We start from the raw sequence: 16,694 nt of genomic DNA, 5'->3' as shown, positions 1-16,694 counted from the left end.
CCAAGTGATCGCCCTTTCCCTCGCCGAGATCGCCGAAATCGTCGGCGGGCAGTCGCACGACATACCCGATCCGGCAGCAATCGTCAGCGGGCCCGTCGTCATCGACTCCCGAGAGGTGGAGCAAGGCAGTCTGTTCGCCGCCTTCGCCGGTGAGCGGGTCGATGGCCACGACTATGCGCAGCGCGCCGTCGAGGCGGGCGCGGCAGCCGTGCTGGCCGCCCGCCCCGTCGGTGTTCCGGCGATCGTCGTCGACGACGTCGTGGCCGCACTCGGCGCGCTCGCCCGCGCCGTCGTGGGCCGCCTCGGCACCACCGTCGTCGCGCTCACCGGCTCCGCGGGCAAGACCTCCACCAAGGACCTCATCGCCCAGCTCCTCGAACGCAAGGGGCCCACCGTCTACCCGGCGGGCAACCTCAACAACGAGATCGGCCTGCCGCTCACCGCGCTGCGCGCCACCGAGGACACCCGCCACCTCGTCCTCGAAATGGGTGCACGCTACATCGGCGACATCCGCTACCTCACCGGACTCGTCCCGCCCCGCGTCGGCCTCGTCCTCAACGTCGGCACCGCCCACATCGGCGAGTTCGGCGGCCGGGAGCAGATCGCACAGGCCAAGGGCGAGATGGTCGAGTCGCTGCCCGAGGACGGCGTCGCCGTACTCAACGCCGACGACCCGCTCGTACGCGCCATGTCCTCCCGCACCAAGGCCCGGGTGCTGCTCTTCGGGGAAGCCGCGGAAGCGGACGTACGGGGCGAGAAGGTCCGTCTCACCGACGACGGACGCCCCGCTTTCCAGCTCCACACACCCACCGGGTGCAGCGACGTGACCATGCGCCTGTACGGTGAGCACCACGTGTCGAACGCGCTCGCCGCGGCCGCCGTCGCCCATGAGTTGGGCCTGTCCGCAGACGAGATCGCCGAAGGGCTCTCCGAGGCGGGCACCCTCTCCCGCTGGCGCATGGAGGTCACCGAGCGTCCGGACGGCGTGACGTTCGTCAATGACGCCTACAACGCGAACCCCGAATCCATGAAAGCCGCGCTGCGCGCGCTGGCCGCCATGGGGAAGGGCAGGCGTACGTGGGCGGTGCTCGGCCACATGGCCGAGCTCGGCGACGCCTCGCTCGCCGAGCACGACGCGGTCGGACGGCTCGCCGTCCGGCTCAACGTCAGCAAGCTCGTCGCGGTCGGGGGCAGAGAAGCCTCCTGGCTGCAACTGGGCGCATACAACGAGGGTTCGTGGGGTGAGGAGTCGGTGCACGTGTCCGACGCACAGGCCGCGGTCGACCTGTTGCGCAGTGAACTGCGCCCGGGAGACGTCGTGCTGGTGAAGGCGTCCCGGTCGGTCGGCCTGGAGCAGGTCGCCATGGCACTGCTGGAGAACGCGTCCGAGGGCGAGGTCGCCGACCGATGAGGCAGATCCTCTTCGCGGGGGCCATCGGGCTCTTCCTGACCCTGGTCGGAACTCCGCTGCTGATCAAGCTGCTCGCCCGCAAGGGATACGGGCAGTTCATCCGGGACGACGGCCCGCGTACCCACGGGTCCAAGAAGGGCACGCCCACCATGGGCGGCATTGCCTTCATCCTGGCGACGATCATCGCGTACGTCGCGGCGAAGCTGATCACCGGCGAGGAGATGCGATTCTCCGGCGTGCTGGTGCTCTTCCTGATGGCCGGCATGGGCCTCGTCGGCTTCCTCGACGACTACATCAAGATCGTCAAGCAGCGTTCGCTGGGTCTGCGGGCCAAGGCGAAGATGGCCGGCCAGCTGATCGTGGGCATCGCCTTCGCGGTGCTCTCGCTCCAGTTCGCCGACGCCCGCGGCAACACCCCGGCCTCCGACCGGCTGTCGTTCGTCGCGGACTTCGGCTGGTCGATCGGCCCGGTGCTGTTCGTCGTCTGGGCACTGTTCATGATCCTCGCCATGTCCAACGGCGTGAACCTGACGGACGGTCTGGACGGCCTGGCCACCGGCGCGTCGGTGATGGTCTTCGGCGCGTACACCTTCATCGGGCTGTGGCAGTTCCAGGAGTCCTGCGCCAACGCGGACACCCTGACCAATCCCAACGCCTGTTTCCAGGTACGCGACCCGCTCGACCTCGCAGTCGTCGCCTCCGCGCTGATGGGTGCCTGCTTCGGCTTCCTGTGGTGGAACACCTCGCCCGCCAAGATCTTCATGGGCGACACCGGCTCGCTCGCCCTCGGCGGCGCCCTCGCCGGTCTGGCGATCTGCTCCCGCACCGAGTTCCTGATGGCCATCCTCGGCGGCCTCTTCGTGATGATCACCATGTCCGTGGTCATCCAGGTCGGATCCTTCAAGATGACCGGCAAGCGGGTCTTCCGGATGGCGCCGCTCCAGCACCACTTCGAACTCAAGGGGTGGTCCGAAGTCCTTGTCGTGGTCCGCTTCTGGATCATCCAGGGCATGTGCGTGATCGTCGGACTCGGACTCTTCTACGCGGGATGGGCAGCCGAGAAGTGAGCAACCAGGACTGGCAGGGCAAGTACGTCACCGTCGCGGGACTCGGAGTCTCCGGAATCCCGGCGGCCAAGGTGCTGCGCGGCCTCGGGGCCGTCGTCACGGTGGTCAACGACGGGGACGACGAGCGTTCCCGTACGCAGGCCGCGGAGCTGGAGGCGCAGGGGATCACCGTGCGCCTCGGCGACGGGGCGACCCTGCCCGAGTCCACCGAGCTCATCGTCACCACCCCGGGCTGGAAGCCCGACAAGCCGCTCTTCACCGCAGCCGCCGAGGCGGGCGTCCCCGTCTGGGGCGACGTCGAACTCGCCTGGCGGCTGCGGGGCCCCGGTGCGGCCCCCTGGCTCGCGGTCACCGGCACCAACGGCAAGACCACGACCGTACGGATGCTCGCCTCGGTCCTGGAGGCGGCCGGACTGCGCACCGCGGCCGTCGGCAACATCGGCGTCTCCCTCCTGGACGCCGTCCTCGGCGACGAGGAGTACGACGTACTCGCCGTCGAGCTGTCCAGCTACCAGCTGCACTGGGCACCCTCGCTGCGCGCCCACTCCGCCGCCGTCCTCAACCTGGCCCCGGACCACCTCGACTGGCACGGCTCCATGGCGGCGTACGTCGCGGACAAGGGCCGGATCTACGAGGGCAACCGGGTCGCCTGCGTCTACAACGCGGCCGACCCGGTGACCGAGGACCTGGTCCGCGAGGCCGACGTCGAGGAGGGCTGCCGGGCCATCGGCTTCACCCTGAACACCCCGGGCCCGTCCCAACTGGGCGTCGTCGACGGCATCCTCGTCGACCGCGCCTTCGTGGCGAACCGGCAGAAGCAGGCCCAGGAGCTCGCCGAGGTCAAGGACATCGACCCGCCCGCCCCGCACAACATCGCCAACGCCCTCGCGGCGGCGGCCCTGGCCCGCGCCTTCGGCGTCGAGCCCGCGGCCGTACGCGACGGACTGCGGGCCTTCCGCCCCGACCCGCACCGCATCGAGCACATCGCGGACGTCGCCCAGGTCGCGTACGTCGACGACTCCAAGGCCACCAACACCCATGCCGCCGAGGCCTCCCTGGCGGCCTACGACCCGATCGTCTGGATCGCCGGCGGCCTCGCAAAGGGCGCCACCTTCGACGAGCTGGTGACCGGGGCCGCGGGAAGGCTGCGGGGCGTCGTACTGATCGGCCGGGACCGGGAACTGATCCGCGAAGCCCTCACGCGACACGCCCCCGAGGTCCCGGTGGTCGACCTCGGCCGGACCGACACTGGGGCGATGTCCGAGGCGGTCCGCGAGGCGGCACGGCTCGCCCGGCCGGGAGACACCGTACTGATGGCCCCGGCCTGCGCCTCGATGGACATGTTCGTCAATTACAACAAGCGGGGCGAGGCGTTCGCGGACGCGGTCCGCGCGCTCGCCGCCGAGAGCGCCTGACGGGCCCGGCCCCCGCGCCGCCCCGTCACGGCCGCCGGCCCTCGGCGGCGGCCGTGGGCACGAGCAGTGGAGGGGACAGTGACAATGCCGGCCGAAGAGAGCTCTGCCGGGCCCCGTGGGGGCCGCTCACGGGCCACCACGGCGATCAGTCGGGCACTCACCCCGCCACTGCTCGCGGGAGCGGGAGCGGGCGCCCCGGCGGCGCTCGGCCCCGCCCTGCGGGTCCGTGCGGCCACCGGCTCCCGGCGACCCCCGGTGCCGCGCTCCAAGGGGCGCTCCACCGGCGGCCCCCGTGCTCCCCGCTCGCCCCGCGGCGGCGTGCGGCGGATCCACGAGCGGGTGCGCCGGGCCTGGGACCGCCCTCTGACCGCGTACTACCTGATCCTGGGCGCCGGCCTGCTGATCACCGTGCTCGGCCTCGTGATGGTCTACTCCGCCTCGATGATCAAGGCCCTGGAGCTGGACAAACCGGGCACCTACTTCTTCCGTAAACAGTTCCTCGCCGCCGTCATCGGCGCCGGACTGATGGCACTCGCCGCCCGGATGCCCGCCAAACTGCACCGGGCGTTCGCCTACCCGCTGCTCATGGGAACCGTCTTCCTGATGGTGCTGGTCCAGGTGCCGGGGATAGGGATGTCGGTCAACGGCAACCAGAACTGGCTCTACCTGGGCGGCCCCTTCCAGCTCCAGCCCAGCGAATTCGGCAAGCTCGCCCTGGTGTTGTGGGGCGCGGACCTGCTCGCCCGCAAACAGGACAAGCGGCTGCTGACGCAGTGGAAACACCTGCTCGTCCCGCTCGTCCCCGTCGCCTTCATGCTCCTCGGGCTGATCATGCTCGGCGGCGACATGGGAACTGCGATCATTCTCACCGCGATCCTGTTCGGACTGCTCTGGCTGGCCGGGGCACCCACCCGGCTCTTCGGCGGGGTGCTCGGCTTCGCCGCGCTGATCGCCTTCGTACTGATCAAGACCAGCCCGAACCGGATGTCCAGACTCGCCTGCATCGGCGCCAGCGAGCCCGGACCGGGGGACTCCTGCTGGCAGGCGGTGCACGGGATCTATGCTCTGGCATCCGGCGGATGGTTCGGTTCCGGGCTCGGTGCGAGTGTGGAAAAATGGGGCCAACTACCTGAACCGCACACCGACTTCATCTTCGCCATCACCGGGGAGGAACTGGGGTTGGCGGGGACGCTGTCGGTACTCGCCCTCTTCGCGGCTCTAGGCTATGCGGGTATCCGCGTGGCCGGACGCACGGAGGACCCCTTCGTGAGGTACGCCGCGGGAGGTGTGACCACCTGGATCACGGTGCAGGCCGTGATCAACATCGGTGCGGTGCTCGGCCTGCTGCCGATCGCCGGTGTCCCGCTCCCGCTGTTCTCCTACGGAGGATCGGCCCTGCTGCCGACCATGTTCGCCGTCGGGCTGCTGATCGCGTTCGCGCGAGACGATCCCGCAGCGAAGGCGGCCCTGGCCGTGCGGAGGCCCGGGGTGAGATGGAAGACGATGAGACGGCGCGTCAAGAAGCGTCCGTCCGGAGAGCGGTGAATTTCGGTGCATGTCGTACTCGCCGGCGGGGGGACCGCCGGCCACATCGAGCCCGCGCTTGCCCTCGCGGACGCCCTGCGCAGGCAGGACCCGACCGTGGGAATCACTGCCCTCGGCACGGAGCGCGGACTCGAGACCAGGCTCGTACCCGAGCGGGGGTACGAACTCGCCCTGATCCCGGCCGTCCCGCTGCCGCGCAAGCCCACCCCGGAACTGATCACCGTCCCGGGACGGCTGCGCGGCACCATCAAGGCCGCCGAGCAGGTCCTGGAACGCACCAAGGCGGACTGCGTCGTCGGCTTCGGCGGCTACGTCGCGCTGCCCGGCTACCTCGCCGCCAAGCGGGCCGGAGTGCCGATCGTCGTCCATGAGGCCAACGCCCGCCCCGGCCTGGCCAACAAGATCGGCTCGCGGTACGCCCACGGCGTCGCCGTCTCCACCCCCGACAGCAAGCTGCGCGGTGCCCGCTACATCGGCATCCCGCTGCGCCGCACCATCGCCACCCTGGACCGGGCCCGGGTCCGCCCCGAGGCGCGTGCCGCCTTCGGCCTCGACCCCAACCTGCCGACGCTGCTGGTCTCCGGCGGCTCGCAGGGCGCCCGCCACCTCAACGAGGTGGTCCAGCGGGTCGCCCCGCTGCTGCAGCGCTCCGGCATCCAGATCCTGCACGTGGTCGGACCGAAGAACGAATTGCCGCGCATCGACAACATGCCCGGGATGCCGCCCTACATCCCGGTACCGTACGTGGACCGGATGGATCTCGCGTACGCCGCGGCCGACATGATGCTCTGCCGTGCCGGCGCGATGACCGTCGCCGAACTCTCCGCCGTCGGGCTCCCCGCCGCCTACGTCCCGCTGCCCATCGGCAACGGCGAACAGCGGCTCAACGCCCAGCCGGTGGTCAACGCCGGCGGCGGTCTGCTGGTGGACGACGCGGCGCTCACCCCCGAGTGGGTGCAGGGCAACGTCCTCCCGGTGCTCGCGGATCCGCACCGGCTGTACGAGATGTCCCGCGCCGCCGCCGAGTTCGGCCGCCGGGACGCCGACGACCTGCTCGTCGGCATGGTGTACGAGGCGATTGCCGCACGCCGAGGCGCGTGAGGCGGACGGGTCCGGGGGCGGCGCCCCCGGACCCGGCATAAGGAGCGAGCGTGGCCGGACCGACGACCGCCCAGCGCGGCACAGGGCAGCGGAAGGACTCCCCGGCCCGCCCGCCGCGCCCGCGTCCCCAAGGGCGCCGACTGCCCAGCCGCAGAACGCTGATCGTGAGCGGCGTGCTGGTGCTGCTGCTCGCCTCCGGTGCCGTCTGGGCGCTCTACGGCTCCTCCTGGCTCCGGGCCGAACAGGTCAGGACCACCGGAGTCGACGTACTGACACCGGCCGAGGTGGAGGCCGCCGCGGCGGTCCCGATCGGGGCCCCGCTGATCTCCGTCGACACCGACGCCATCGCCGCGCGATTGCGCCAGAAGTTGCCTCGTATCGATTCCGTGGATGTCGTACGGTCATGGCCGCACGGAATCAGACTTAAGGTGACAGAACGACAGCCGGTCGTGTTGGTGAAAAAGGGCGCAAAGTTCATTGAAGTGGATGCGAAAGGCGTGCATTTCGCAACGGTGGACAAATCGCCCGGGCGTGTACCCCTGCTGGAACTGAAACCTGATCAGTCCGCCGGTCTGCGCCGCTTCGGCAAGGACCGGCTGGTGCGGGAAGCGGTCCGGGTCGCGGGCGAACTTCCGGGCGCTGTCGCCAAGGACACCGAGGTCGTACGGGTCACCTCGTACGACTCGATCTCCCTGGAACTCACCCGGGGGCGCACGGTGATCTGGGGCAGCGGCGAAGGAGGTCCGGTGAAGGCGAGAGTTCTCACCGCTCTCATGAAAGTCGCACCCAAAGCGGGACACTTCGACGTGAGTGCACCCACCGCCCCTGCCGCGTCGGGCAGTTGACGCACATTTGGCCTGGCCAGCACCCTGGTTGGTCAGCGCTACGGGTGATCACATAGGGTGAAAAGAAAAACGGGAGGTTCGGCGTGTTCGTTGAACGTGCGCCACTTGTCGACTTAGTGTCCTGTTCGGAAGAGTCCATGAAGCAGACACACTGGTAACCCTAAACTTCAACGTTAGGGTTTGGGTCGGCGTTTCGGACCGCCCCAATCGGCATCCGTCGTCGCGGCGGGACTACCGCGAAGCGACGACACGTAACTCGAGGCGAGAGGCCTTCGACGTGGCAGCACCGCAGAACTACCTCGCAGTCATCAAGGTCATCGGTGTCGGCGGCGGTGGTGTCAATGCCATCAACCGAATGATCGAGGTCGGTCTCAAGGGCGTCGAGTTCATCGCGATCAACACTGATGCGCAAGCCCTGTTGATGAGCGACGCCGACGTCAAGCTCGACGTCGGCCGCGAACTCACCCGCGGCCTTGGCGCCGGCGCCAACCCGGCAGTCGGTCGCAAGGCGGCAGAGGACCACCGTGAGGAGATCGAGGAGGTCCTCAAGGGGGCCGACATGGTCTTCGTCACCGCCGGAGAGGGCGGCGGCACCGGCACCGGCGGCGCACCCGTCGTCGCCAACATCGCACGCTCGCTCGGCGCCCTGACGATCGGCGTGGTCACCCGCCCGTTCACCTTCGAGGGCCGGCGACGCGCGAACCAAGCGGAGGACGGCATCGCCGAGCTCCGCGAAGAGGTCGACACCCTCATCGTCATTCCCAACGACCGGCTGCTGTCCATCTCGGACCGCCAGGTCAGCGTGCTCGACGCCTTCAAGTCGGCCGACCAGGTGCTGCTCTCGGGTGTCCAGGGCATCACCGACCTCATCACGACCCCGGGGCTGATCAACCTCGACTTCGCCGACGTCAAGTCGGTCATGTCCGAGGCCGGATCGGCACTCATGGGCATCGGCTCGGCCCGCGGCGACGACCGCGCGGTGGCCGCCGCGGAGATGGCGATCTCCTCGCCGCTCCTGGAGGCGTCCATCGACGGCGCCCGCGGTGTCCTGCTCTCCATCTCCGGCGGCAGCGACCTCGGTCTCTTCGAGATCAACGAGGCCGCCCAGCTGGTGAGCGAGGCGGCGCACCCCGAGGCGAACATCATCTTCGGCGCGGTCATCGACGACGCGCTGGGCGACGAGGTACGCGTCACCGTGATCGCCGCGGGCTTCGACGGCGGACAGCCGCCGGCCCGGCGCGAGAACGTTCTGGGCGCGAACTCCGCCAAGCGCGAGGAGCCCGCCGCGCCGGTCCGGACCCCGGAGCCCGTGCGTCAGAGCGGTGGACTGGGATCCGTGCCCATCCGCGAGGAGCCGCCGGCCCATGCGGAGCCCGTACCGGTGGCGAGCGAGACCCACCTGCCGCCGGTCGCCACGCCGCACGTCCCGCCGGCCCGTCCCGCGTACCAGGACTCGCAGGCCGAAGAGCTGGATGTTCCGGACTTCTTGAAGTGATAGCTCAGCACCACGCACGGTCCTCGGCGGGCGGCGCCCACTTCTCCTTCACCGACAGGTGGGGCGGAGTGAGCGCCGCTCCGTACGAGGAGCTCAACCTCGGCGGCGCGGTCGGAGACGACCCCGCCGCCGTTCTGGCCAACCGCGAACGCGCCGCCCGGGCCCTCGGCCTGGACCCGGCGCGGGTCGTCTGGATGAACCAGGTGCACGGGCGGGACGTCGCGGTCGTCGAGGGGCCGTGGGCAGACGCCTCGGAGATCCCCGCGGTGGACGCGGTGGTGACCGCGCGGCGCGGGCTCCCGCTCGCCGTGCTCACCGCCGACTGCACCCCCGTACTGCTCGCCGACCCGGTCGCCGGCATCGCGGCCGCGGCGCACGCGGGCCGCCCGGGTCTGGTCGCCGGGGTCGTCCCCGCCGCGGTCGAGGCCATGGTCGGGCTCGGCGCCGACACCTCCCGGATCGTCGCCCGCACCGGACCGGCGGTCTGCGGACGCTGCTACGAGGTCCCGGCCGACATGCGCGCCGAAGTGGCCCGGAGCGTCCCGGCCGCCTGGTCCGAGACCAGCTGGGGCACTCCGGCCGTGGACGTCACCGCCGGGGTCCATGCCCAGCTCGAAGCGCTCGGGGTCGAGGACCGGCAGGCCTCGCCGGTCTGCACCCTCGAATCGAGTGACCACTTCTCGTACCGCCGCGACCGCACCACCGGGCGGCTCGCCGGATATGTCTGGTTGGACTGATAGGGCATGACGGACCGTAAGGCTCAACTCGCCGAAAATCTAGCGCGGGTGGAGGAACGCATTGTTTCCGCCTGTGCCGCCGCCGGCCGCGGGCGGGAGGAAGTGACCCTCATCGTGGTCACCAAGACCTACCCCGCGAGCGATGTGCGGATTCTGCACGAACTGGGTGTACGTCATGTCGCGGAGAATCGTGACCAGGACGCGGCCCCCAAAGCAGCCGAATGTGCGGATCTGTCGCTCACGTGGCACTTTGTCGGTCAATTGCAGACGAACAAGGTTCGTTCTGTGGCGAGTTATGCCGATGTCGTGCAGTCGGTGGACCGGGCCAGACTGGTCACGGCACTCTCGGCCGCCGCCGTGCGCGAGGGGCGCGAACTCGGCTGTCTCATCCAGGTGGCACTCGACGCGGAGAGCGGTGAGCGGGGCGACCGGGGCGGCGTCGCGCCGGACGGGATCGAGGAGTTGGCCGCCGTGGTCGACGCCGCGCCCGGGCTGCGGCTCGGCGGTCTGATGACCGTCGCACCGCTCGCCGGACCGTATGCGGGACGGCAACGGGCCGCCTTCGACCGGCTGATGGAATTCTCATCCCGCCTGCGCGGGAATCATCCGGCTGCGAACATGGTCTCTGCGGGGATGAGCGCGGACCTCGAGGACGCGGTCGCGGCCGGGGCGACACATGTGCGCGTCGGTACGGCGGTACTCGGAGTCCGACCCGGGCTCGGGTAACGTCGCCAAGCAGGTCGGACCACAGCAGAAAATATGGTCATTCCCGCCCATGGCGGGCAGGCCTCAGTGGATCGCGGGGCACTTGGTGACAGATGCCGATCCACCACAGAGCGGAGGACTCAGAGCATGGCCGGCGCGATGCGCAAGATGGCGGTCTACCTCGGCCTCGTGGAGGACGATGGGTACGACGGTCCGGGGTTCGACCCCGACGACGAATTCGAACCCGAGCCGGAGCCCGAGCGCGACCGGCGGCGGCACCAGCCCGCGCATCAGGTGGAGCGGGAACGGGAGCGGGACGAACCGGTACGAGCGGTGCAGCCTCCCGCACAGCGGGAGCCGGTTCAGATCCCGGTGGAAAGAGAACGACCCGCCCGGATCGCACCCGTGGCATCCATCACACCTGAACGCCCGAACATGGAGAAGAACGCACCGGTGATCATGCCCAAGGTCGTGTCCGAGCGGGAGCCCTACCGCATCACCACGCTGCACCCCAGGACCTACAACGAGGCCCGTACCATCGGGGAACACTTCCGTGAGGGCACTCCGGTGATCATGAATCTCACGGAGATGGACGATACGGACGCAAAGCGACTTGTCGACTTTGCTGCAGGACTCGTCTTCGGTCTCCATGGCAGCATTGAGCGCGTGACGCAGAAGGTGTTCCTGCTGTCGCCTGCTAACGTCGATGTCACGGCGGAGGACAAGGCCCGCATCGCTGAGGGCGGATTCTTCAACCAGAGCTGAGAACACGACACCGGGAACAACCCGGCCGTGAGGCCGGAGCTACGAGAGCCAGGGGAGAGGGAAGCGCGAAATGGGCGTCGCACTGCAGGTTGTCTATATCGCGCTGATGTGTTTCCTCATCGTGCTGATCTTCCGGCTGGTCATGGACTACGTCTTCCAGTTCGCGCGTTCATGGCAGCCCGGCAAGCCGATGGTGGTCATACTTGAGGCCACCTACACTGTCACCGATCCACCGCTCAAGCTTCTGCGGCGGTTCATCCCGCCGCTGCGTCTCGGGGGCGTGGCACTCGACCTGTCCTTCTTCGTTCTGATGATCATCGTCTACATCCTGATCAGCATCGTGATCAGGCTGTGAGCGATACGGTCTTGCCGACTGCCGACGACTACGTAGAGGTGAAGAAGAGATGCCGCTGACTCCTGAGGACGTGCGGAACAAGCAGTTCACGACCGTCCGCCTCCGAGAAGGCTATGACGAGGACGAGGTCGATGCCTTCCTCGACGAGGTCGAGTCCGAGCTGACCCGCCTGCTCCGTGAGAACGAGGACCTGCGCGCGAAGCTGGCCGCCGCCACGCGTGCCGCCGCGCAGAACCAGCAGCAGGGCATGCGCAAACCGGAGCCGCAGGACCGGCCCGGGGCACCTGTGCCCGCCGCCATATCGGGTCCGCCGGTCCAGCAGCAGCCCCCGCAGATGGGTCCCCCCCAGCTGCCCGGTGGTGCTCCGCAGCTGCCCGCCGGTCCCAGCGGTCACGGTCCTGGTCCCCAGGGCCAGCACGGCCCCGGTCCGCAGGGCCCGCACGGCCCCGGTCCGATGCAGGGCGGTCCCATGGGTGGCCCGATGGGCGGCCCCATGGGCGGTCACGCCCCGCAGCAGCAGATGCAGCAGATGCAGCAGCCGCAGATGCAGCAGCCCGGTCAGGGCCCCGGTGGCGACAGCGCAGCCCGTGTCCTCTCGCTCGCGCAGCAGACCGCCGACCAGGCGATCGCGGAGGCCCGTTCCGAGGCCAACAAGATCGTCGGCGAGGCGCGCAGCCGTGCCGAGGGCCTGGAGCGGGACGCCCGTGCCAAGGCGGACGCCCTGGAGCGGGACGCGCAGGAGAAGCACCGCGTGGCGATGGGCTCGCTGGAGTCGGCCCGCGCGACGCTGGAGCGCAAGGTCGAGGATCTGCGTGGCTTCGAGCGTGAGTACCGGACCCGCCTGAAGTCCTACCTGGAGAGCCAGCTGCGTCAGCTGGAGACCCAGGCGGACGACTCGTTGGCTCCGCCGCGGACTCCCGCGACCGCTTCGCTGCCGCCGTCGCCCTCGCTGGCTCCGGCCGGTGCGGGTGCCATGGGCCACAGCATGGGCGGCAACCACGGCAACCAGCCGATGGGCGGCGCCCCGTCCATGGGCGGTGGGCCCTCGTACGGTGGTCAGCAGCAGATGTCGCCGGCGATGACCCAGCCGATGGCGCCGGTGCGGCCGCAGGCGCCGCAGCCGATGCAGCAGGCTCCTTCGCCGATGCGCGGGTTCCTGATCGACGAGGACGACAACTGAGCCGGGTGCGCGCGGTGAGCGCGTAGCCGTCGGCAGGCTGAGGGCCGGGCCCCGGGGTTTCCCCGGGGCCCGGCCCTTTTGCTGTGCACGGTGCGGGTCGCTTTGCGGGGGCGGGTGAGGGTGGGGGTGCGCGGGCCGCTTGCGCGGGGCTGTTCCCCTACCCGCCCCTTCCCGGACCTGGGGCTCTGCCCCGCTCCTCAATCGCCGGAGGGGCTCCAAGTGACGCCGGGGCAGGCTGAAATTGCGAGGGTGGGAGGGGCTGGAATCGCGGCGCTGGGAGACTGAGGAAACAGCAGAGGGCCCGGTCGGACTGGTGTCCGGCCGGGCCCTTCTGCTTTTCGCGGGTTACTGCTCCGTCTTGCGGAGGCGGAACGTCAAGGCCAGGCCCTCGTCCTCGAACGGTTCGCCGTAGGTCGGGTCCGCCTCGTCCTGGGCGTAGTCCAGGGCCAGGACCTCGTCCGCGATCAGGGCGGCGTGTTCGGTCAGGGCCTCCACCGTGGCGGGGGAGGCCGACGTCCAGCGGACGGCGATGCGGTCGGCCACGTCCAGGCCGCTGTTCTTGCGGGCCTCCTGGATGAGGCGGATCGCGTCACGGGCGAGGCCCGCGCGCCGCAGCTCCGGGGTGATCTCCAGGTCCAGGGCGACCGTCGCGCCCGAGTCGGACGCGACCGACCAGCCCTCGCGCGGGGTCTCGGTGATGATCACCTCGTCCGGCGAGAGGGTGATCGTCTCGCCGTCCACCTCGACCGACGCCGTTCCCTCGCGCAGGGCCAGCGAGAGGGCCGCCGCATCGGCGTTCGCGACCGCCTTGGCCACCGCCTGCACGCCCTTGCCGAACCGCTTGCCGAGCGCCCGGAAGTTCGCCTTCGCCGTCGTGTCGACCAGCGAGCCGCCGACCTCGGACAGGGAGGCCAGCGAGGAGACGTTCAGCTCCTCGGTGATCTGGGCGTGCAGTTCGGGGGAGAGCGACTCGAAGCCGGCCGCCGCGACCAGGGCCCGGGACAGCGGCTGACGGGTCTTCACACCGGACTCGGCCCGGGTGGCCCGGCCCAGCTCGACCAGGCGGCGCACCAGCGCCATCTGTGTGGAGAGGGACGGGTCGATCGCCGCCGGGTCCGCCTTCGGCCAGCTGGAGAGGTGGACCGACTCGGGGGCGTCCGGCGTGACCGGAACGACCAGGTCCTGCCAGACCCGCTCGGTGATGAACGGGGTGAGCGGGGCCATCAGCCGGGTCACCGTCTCGATGACCTCGTGCAGGGTGCGCAGCGCCGCCTTGTCGCCCTGCCAGAAGCGGCGGCGCGAGCGGCGTACGTACCAGTTGGAGAGGTCGTCGACGAAGGCGGACAGGAGCTTGCCGGCGCGCTGGGTGTCGTAACCCTCCAGGGCCTGCGTGACCTGGTCCACCAGCGCGTTCAGCTCGCTCAGCAGCCAGCGGTCCAGGACCGTGCGGTCCGCCGGGGCCGGGTCGGCCGCGGAGGGGGCCCAGTCGGACGTACGGGCGTACAGGGCCTGGAAGGCGACCGTGTTCCAGTACGTCAGGAGGGTCTTTCGGACGACCTCCTGGATCGTGTTGTGGCCGACGCGGCGAGCCGCCCACGGGGAGCCGCCGGCCGCCATGAACCAGCGCACCGCGTCCGCGCCGTGCTGGTCCATGAGGGGGATGGGCTGAAGGATGTTGCCCAGGTGCTTGGACATCTTGCGGCCGTCCTCGGCGAGGATGTGGCCCAGGCAGACCACGTTCTCGTAGGACGACTTGTCGAAGACCAGGGTGCCGACCGCCATCAGCGTGTAGAACCAGCCGCGGGTCTGGTCGATGGCCTCCGAGATGAACTGCGCCGGGTAGCGGCTCTCGAAGAGTTCCTTGTTCTTGTACGGGTAGCCCCACTGCGCGAACGGCATCGAACCCGAGTCGTACCAGGCGTCGATGACCTCGGGGACGCGGTACGCCTCCAGCTGGCAGTTCTCGTGCGAGCAGGTGAACGTGATCTCGTCGATGAACGGGCGGTGCGGGTCGAGGCCCGAGAGGTCGGTGCCGGTGAGCTCGCCGAGCTCGGCGCGAGAGCCGACACAGGTGAGGTGGCCGTCCTCGCAGCGCCAGATCGGCAGCGGGGTGCCCCAGTAGCGGTTGCGGGACAGCGCCCAGTCGACGTTGTTGTTCAGCCAGTCGCCGAAGCGGCCGTTCTTGACCGAGTCCGGGAACCAGTTGGTCTTCTCGTTCTCCTGGAGCAGCCGGTCCTTGATGGCGGTCGTGCGGATGTACCAGGACGGCTGCGCGTAGTAGAGCAGCGCGGTGTGGCAGCGCCAGCAGTGCGGATAGCTGTGCTCGTACGGGACGTGCCGGAAGAGCTTGCCGCGGGCGGCCAGGTCCTCGGTGAGCGTCTCGTCGGCCTTCTTGAAGAAGACACCGCCGACCAGCGGCAGGTCCTCCTCGAAGGTGCCGTCGGGGCGGACCGGGTTCACGACCGGCAGGCCGTACGCCTTGCAGACCAGGAGGTCGTCGGCGCCGAAGGCGGGGGACTGGTGGACCAGACCCGTACCGTCCTCGGTCGTCACGTACTCGGCGTTGACGACGTAGTGCGCCTCGGCCGGGCTGTGCCCGTTGCTTCCCTCGCTGACGCTCGGAAAGTCGACGAGAGTGAAGGGGCGCTCGTAGGTCCAGCGCTCCATCTCGCGGCCGGTGAAGGTCTCACCGGTGGTCTCCCAGCCCTCGCCCAGCGCCTTCTCGACGAGCGGCTGCGCGACGACGAGCTTCTCCTCGCCGTTCGTCGCGACGACGTAGGTGACGTCGGGGTGCGCGGCGACGGCGGTGTTGGAGACCAGGGTCCAGGGGGTGGTCGTCCAGACGAGGAGGGACGCCTCGCCGGCCAGCGGGCCGGACGTGAGGGGGAAGCGGACGAAGACCGACGGGTCGACGACCGTCTCGTACCCCTGTGCCAGCTCGTGGTCGGAGAGACCGGTGCCGCAGCGGGGGCACCAGGGGGCGACGCGGTGGTCCTGGACCAGCAGGCCCTTGTTGAAGATCTCCTTCAGCGACCACCACACCGACTCGACGTACTCGGGGTCCATCGTGCGGTACGCGTCGTCGAGGTCGACCCAGTAGCCCATGCGGGTCGTGAGCTCGGTGAATGCGTCCGTGTGGCGGGTCACGGACTCACGGCACTTGGCGTTGAACTCGGCGATGCCGTACGCCTCGATGTCCTTCTTGCCGTTGAAGCCCAGCTCCTTCTCGACCGCGAGCTCGACCGGCAGCCCGTGGCAGTCCCAGCCGGCCTTGCGGCCGACGTGGTAGCCCTGCATGGTCCGGAAGCGGGGGAAGACGTCCTTGAAGACGCGGGCCTCGATGTGGTGGGCGCCGGGCATGCCGTTGGCGGTGGGCGGGCCCTCGTAGAAGACCCACTCGGGGCGACCCTCGGACTGTTCGAGGCTCTTGGCGAAGACCTTGCTGTCGCGCCAGAAATCGAGCACGGCGTGCTCCAGCGCGGGCAGGTCGACCTGGGCGGGTACCTGGTGGTACTGCGGCGATGTCATGGGCGGACTTCCTCCGGCGGACGTTTTCCACTTCCGTCGGAGGGACGAGGGCCTCATCGGCTCCCGCGGTACCACCCTCCTTGGCCCCGGGCGCGTGCCCGTGGCCCCCTCATTGGGGTCGCGATGCCGGTTCTACTCGCCTTGCGCCCGTGGGCGGAGCCCACTGTCCAAAGCTTTCTTCCGACGGCTCCGGGTGATCTTCACGACGCGCTCGCCCCCGGGCTTCCACCGTCCCCGGGTCGCTCCTGGCTGCGTACGACGCTACTCGTCCCATCCACGCCTCTCGCTGGGGCCAGTGTACGGGCCCGTACGGGGGACGGCCGACCGGTTTAACCCGAGGGGCGGGGCGTGACCCGAATGGGCAGACGGCGGGGTACGGAGTCCGGGCGGCGCGCCGGGAGGCGGATTACCCGGCGGTGAGCTGGGCACAACGGAGGCAGGCAGGTCGTTGTCCGGACGCGGGGAGGATCGATTCGGCGGCGTGCCCCGTTGCCGCGGGGCTGGGGTCGATTTATCGTCCCAGCACGATTCGCGTGCAAGATCAC

The 16,694-nt window shown here is 69.8% G+C and carries 13 protein-coding genes; 12 read left to right on the top strand and 1 reads right to left on the bottom strand.

Annotation, left to right across the window (positions count from 1 at the left end):
- Nucleotides 1-4 precede the first annotated feature (4 nt).
- From BT364_RS01525 to BT364_RS01465, 12 genes are all read left to right on the top strand, one after another.
- A complete protein-coding gene (locus BT364_RS01525; RefSeq protein ID WP_072483218.1) occupies nucleotides 5-1,411 on the top strand; it encodes a UDP-N-acetylmuramoyl-tripeptide--D-alanyl-D-alanine ligase in 1,407 nt (468 codons plus the stop codon).
- Complete coding sequence (gene mraY / locus BT364_RS01520) at nucleotides 1,408-2,478, top strand: phospho-N-acetylmuramoyl-pentapeptide-transferase (protein ID WP_072483217.1); 1,071 nt, start codon at nucleotides 1,408-1,410, stop codon at nucleotides 2,476-2,478. Before BT364_RS01525 ends, mraY begins: the two co-directional genes overlap by 4 nt.
- Entirely contained in the window at nucleotides 2,460-3,893 is a 1,434-nt protein-coding gene (gene murD / locus BT364_RS01515; protein WP_177327996.1) for a UDP-N-acetylmuramoyl-L-alanine--D-glutamate ligase, read from the top strand. Before mraY ends, murD begins: the two co-directional genes overlap by 19 nt.
- Before the next feature lie 84 nt (nucleotides 3,894-3,977).
- Complete coding sequence (ftsW, locus tag BT364_RS01510) at nucleotides 3,978-5,438, top strand: putative lipid II flippase FtsW (RefSeq protein WP_177327995.1); 1,461 nt, start codon at nucleotides 3,978-3,980, stop codon at nucleotides 5,436-5,438.
- A gap of 6 nt (nucleotides 5,439-5,444) precedes the next feature.
- Nucleotides 5,445-6,539 carry an undecaprenyldiphospho-muramoylpentapeptide beta-N-acetylglucosaminyltransferase gene (gene murG, locus BT364_RS01505; RefSeq protein WP_072483215.1) on the top strand — a complete coding sequence of 365 codons (1,095 nt, stop codon included), beginning with the start codon at nucleotides 5,445-5,447 and terminating at the stop codon, nucleotides 6,537-6,539.
- Between the two features lie 50 nt (nucleotides 6,540-6,589).
- Nucleotides 6,590-7,384 carry a cell division protein FtsQ/DivIB gene (locus BT364_RS01500; protein WP_072483214.1) on the top strand — a complete coding sequence of 265 codons (795 nt, stop codon included), beginning with the start codon at nucleotides 6,590-6,592 and terminating at the stop codon, nucleotides 7,382-7,384.
- Between the two features lie 277 nt (nucleotides 7,385-7,661).
- Nucleotides 7,662-8,879 carry a cell division protein FtsZ gene (gene ftsZ, locus BT364_RS01490; RefSeq protein ID WP_072483212.1) on the top strand — a complete coding sequence of 406 codons (1,218 nt, stop codon included), beginning with the start codon at nucleotides 7,662-7,664 and terminating at the stop codon, nucleotides 8,877-8,879.
- Nucleotides 8,876-9,616: a peptidoglycan editing factor PgeF gene (gene pgeF, locus BT364_RS01485; RefSeq protein WP_072483211.1), complete on the top strand. Its 741-nt coding sequence runs from the start codon at nucleotides 8,876-8,878 to the stop codon at nucleotides 9,614-9,616. The genes ftsZ and pgeF overlap by 4 nt, the downstream gene beginning before the upstream one ends.
- A 6-nt stretch (nucleotides 9,617-9,622) precedes the next feature.
- The gene (locus BT364_RS01480) at nucleotides 9,623-10,342 is read left to right on the top strand and encodes a YggS family pyridoxal phosphate-dependent enzyme (protein WP_072483210.1); all 720 of its coding nucleotides are present in this window, start codon (nucleotides 9,623-9,625) and stop codon (nucleotides 10,340-10,342) included.
- A 126-nt stretch (nucleotides 10,343-10,468) separates the two neighbouring features.
- Nucleotides 10,469-11,086 (top strand): cell division protein SepF, encoded by a 618-nt coding sequence (locus BT364_RS01475; protein WP_072483209.1) that lies wholly within the window; start codon nucleotides 10,469-10,471, stop codon nucleotides 11,084-11,086.
- Nucleotides 11,087-11,156: 70 nt separating this feature from the next.
- Entirely contained in the window at nucleotides 11,157-11,441 is a 285-nt protein-coding gene (locus BT364_RS01470; protein ID WP_072483208.1) for a YggT family protein, read from the top strand.
- 49 nt (nucleotides 11,442-11,490) lie between these two features.
- Complete coding sequence (locus BT364_RS01465; RefSeq protein ID WP_072483207.1) at nucleotides 11,491-12,621, top strand: DivIVA domain-containing protein; 1,131 nt, start codon at nucleotides 11,491-11,493, stop codon at nucleotides 12,619-12,621.
- 345 nt (nucleotides 12,622-12,966) lie between these two features.
- Here the strand turns inward: BT364_RS01465 and ileS are convergent, their stop codons facing one another.
- Nucleotides 12,967-16,149 (bottom strand): isoleucine--tRNA ligase, encoded by a 3,183-nt coding sequence (gene ileS / locus BT364_RS01460; RefSeq protein WP_072483206.1) that lies wholly within the window; start codon nucleotides 16,147-16,149, stop codon nucleotides 12,967-12,969.
- Nucleotides 16,150-16,694 lie beyond the last annotated feature (545 nt).

The sequence above is a fragment of the Streptomyces atratus genome (assembly GCF_900119365.1).
Lineage (GTDB): Bacteria > Actinomycetota > Actinomycetes > Streptomycetales > Streptomycetaceae > Streptomyces > Streptomyces atratus_B.
Note: the sequence above shows the minus strand (reverse complement) of the source record. Positions and strands in the feature narration are given on the sequence as shown.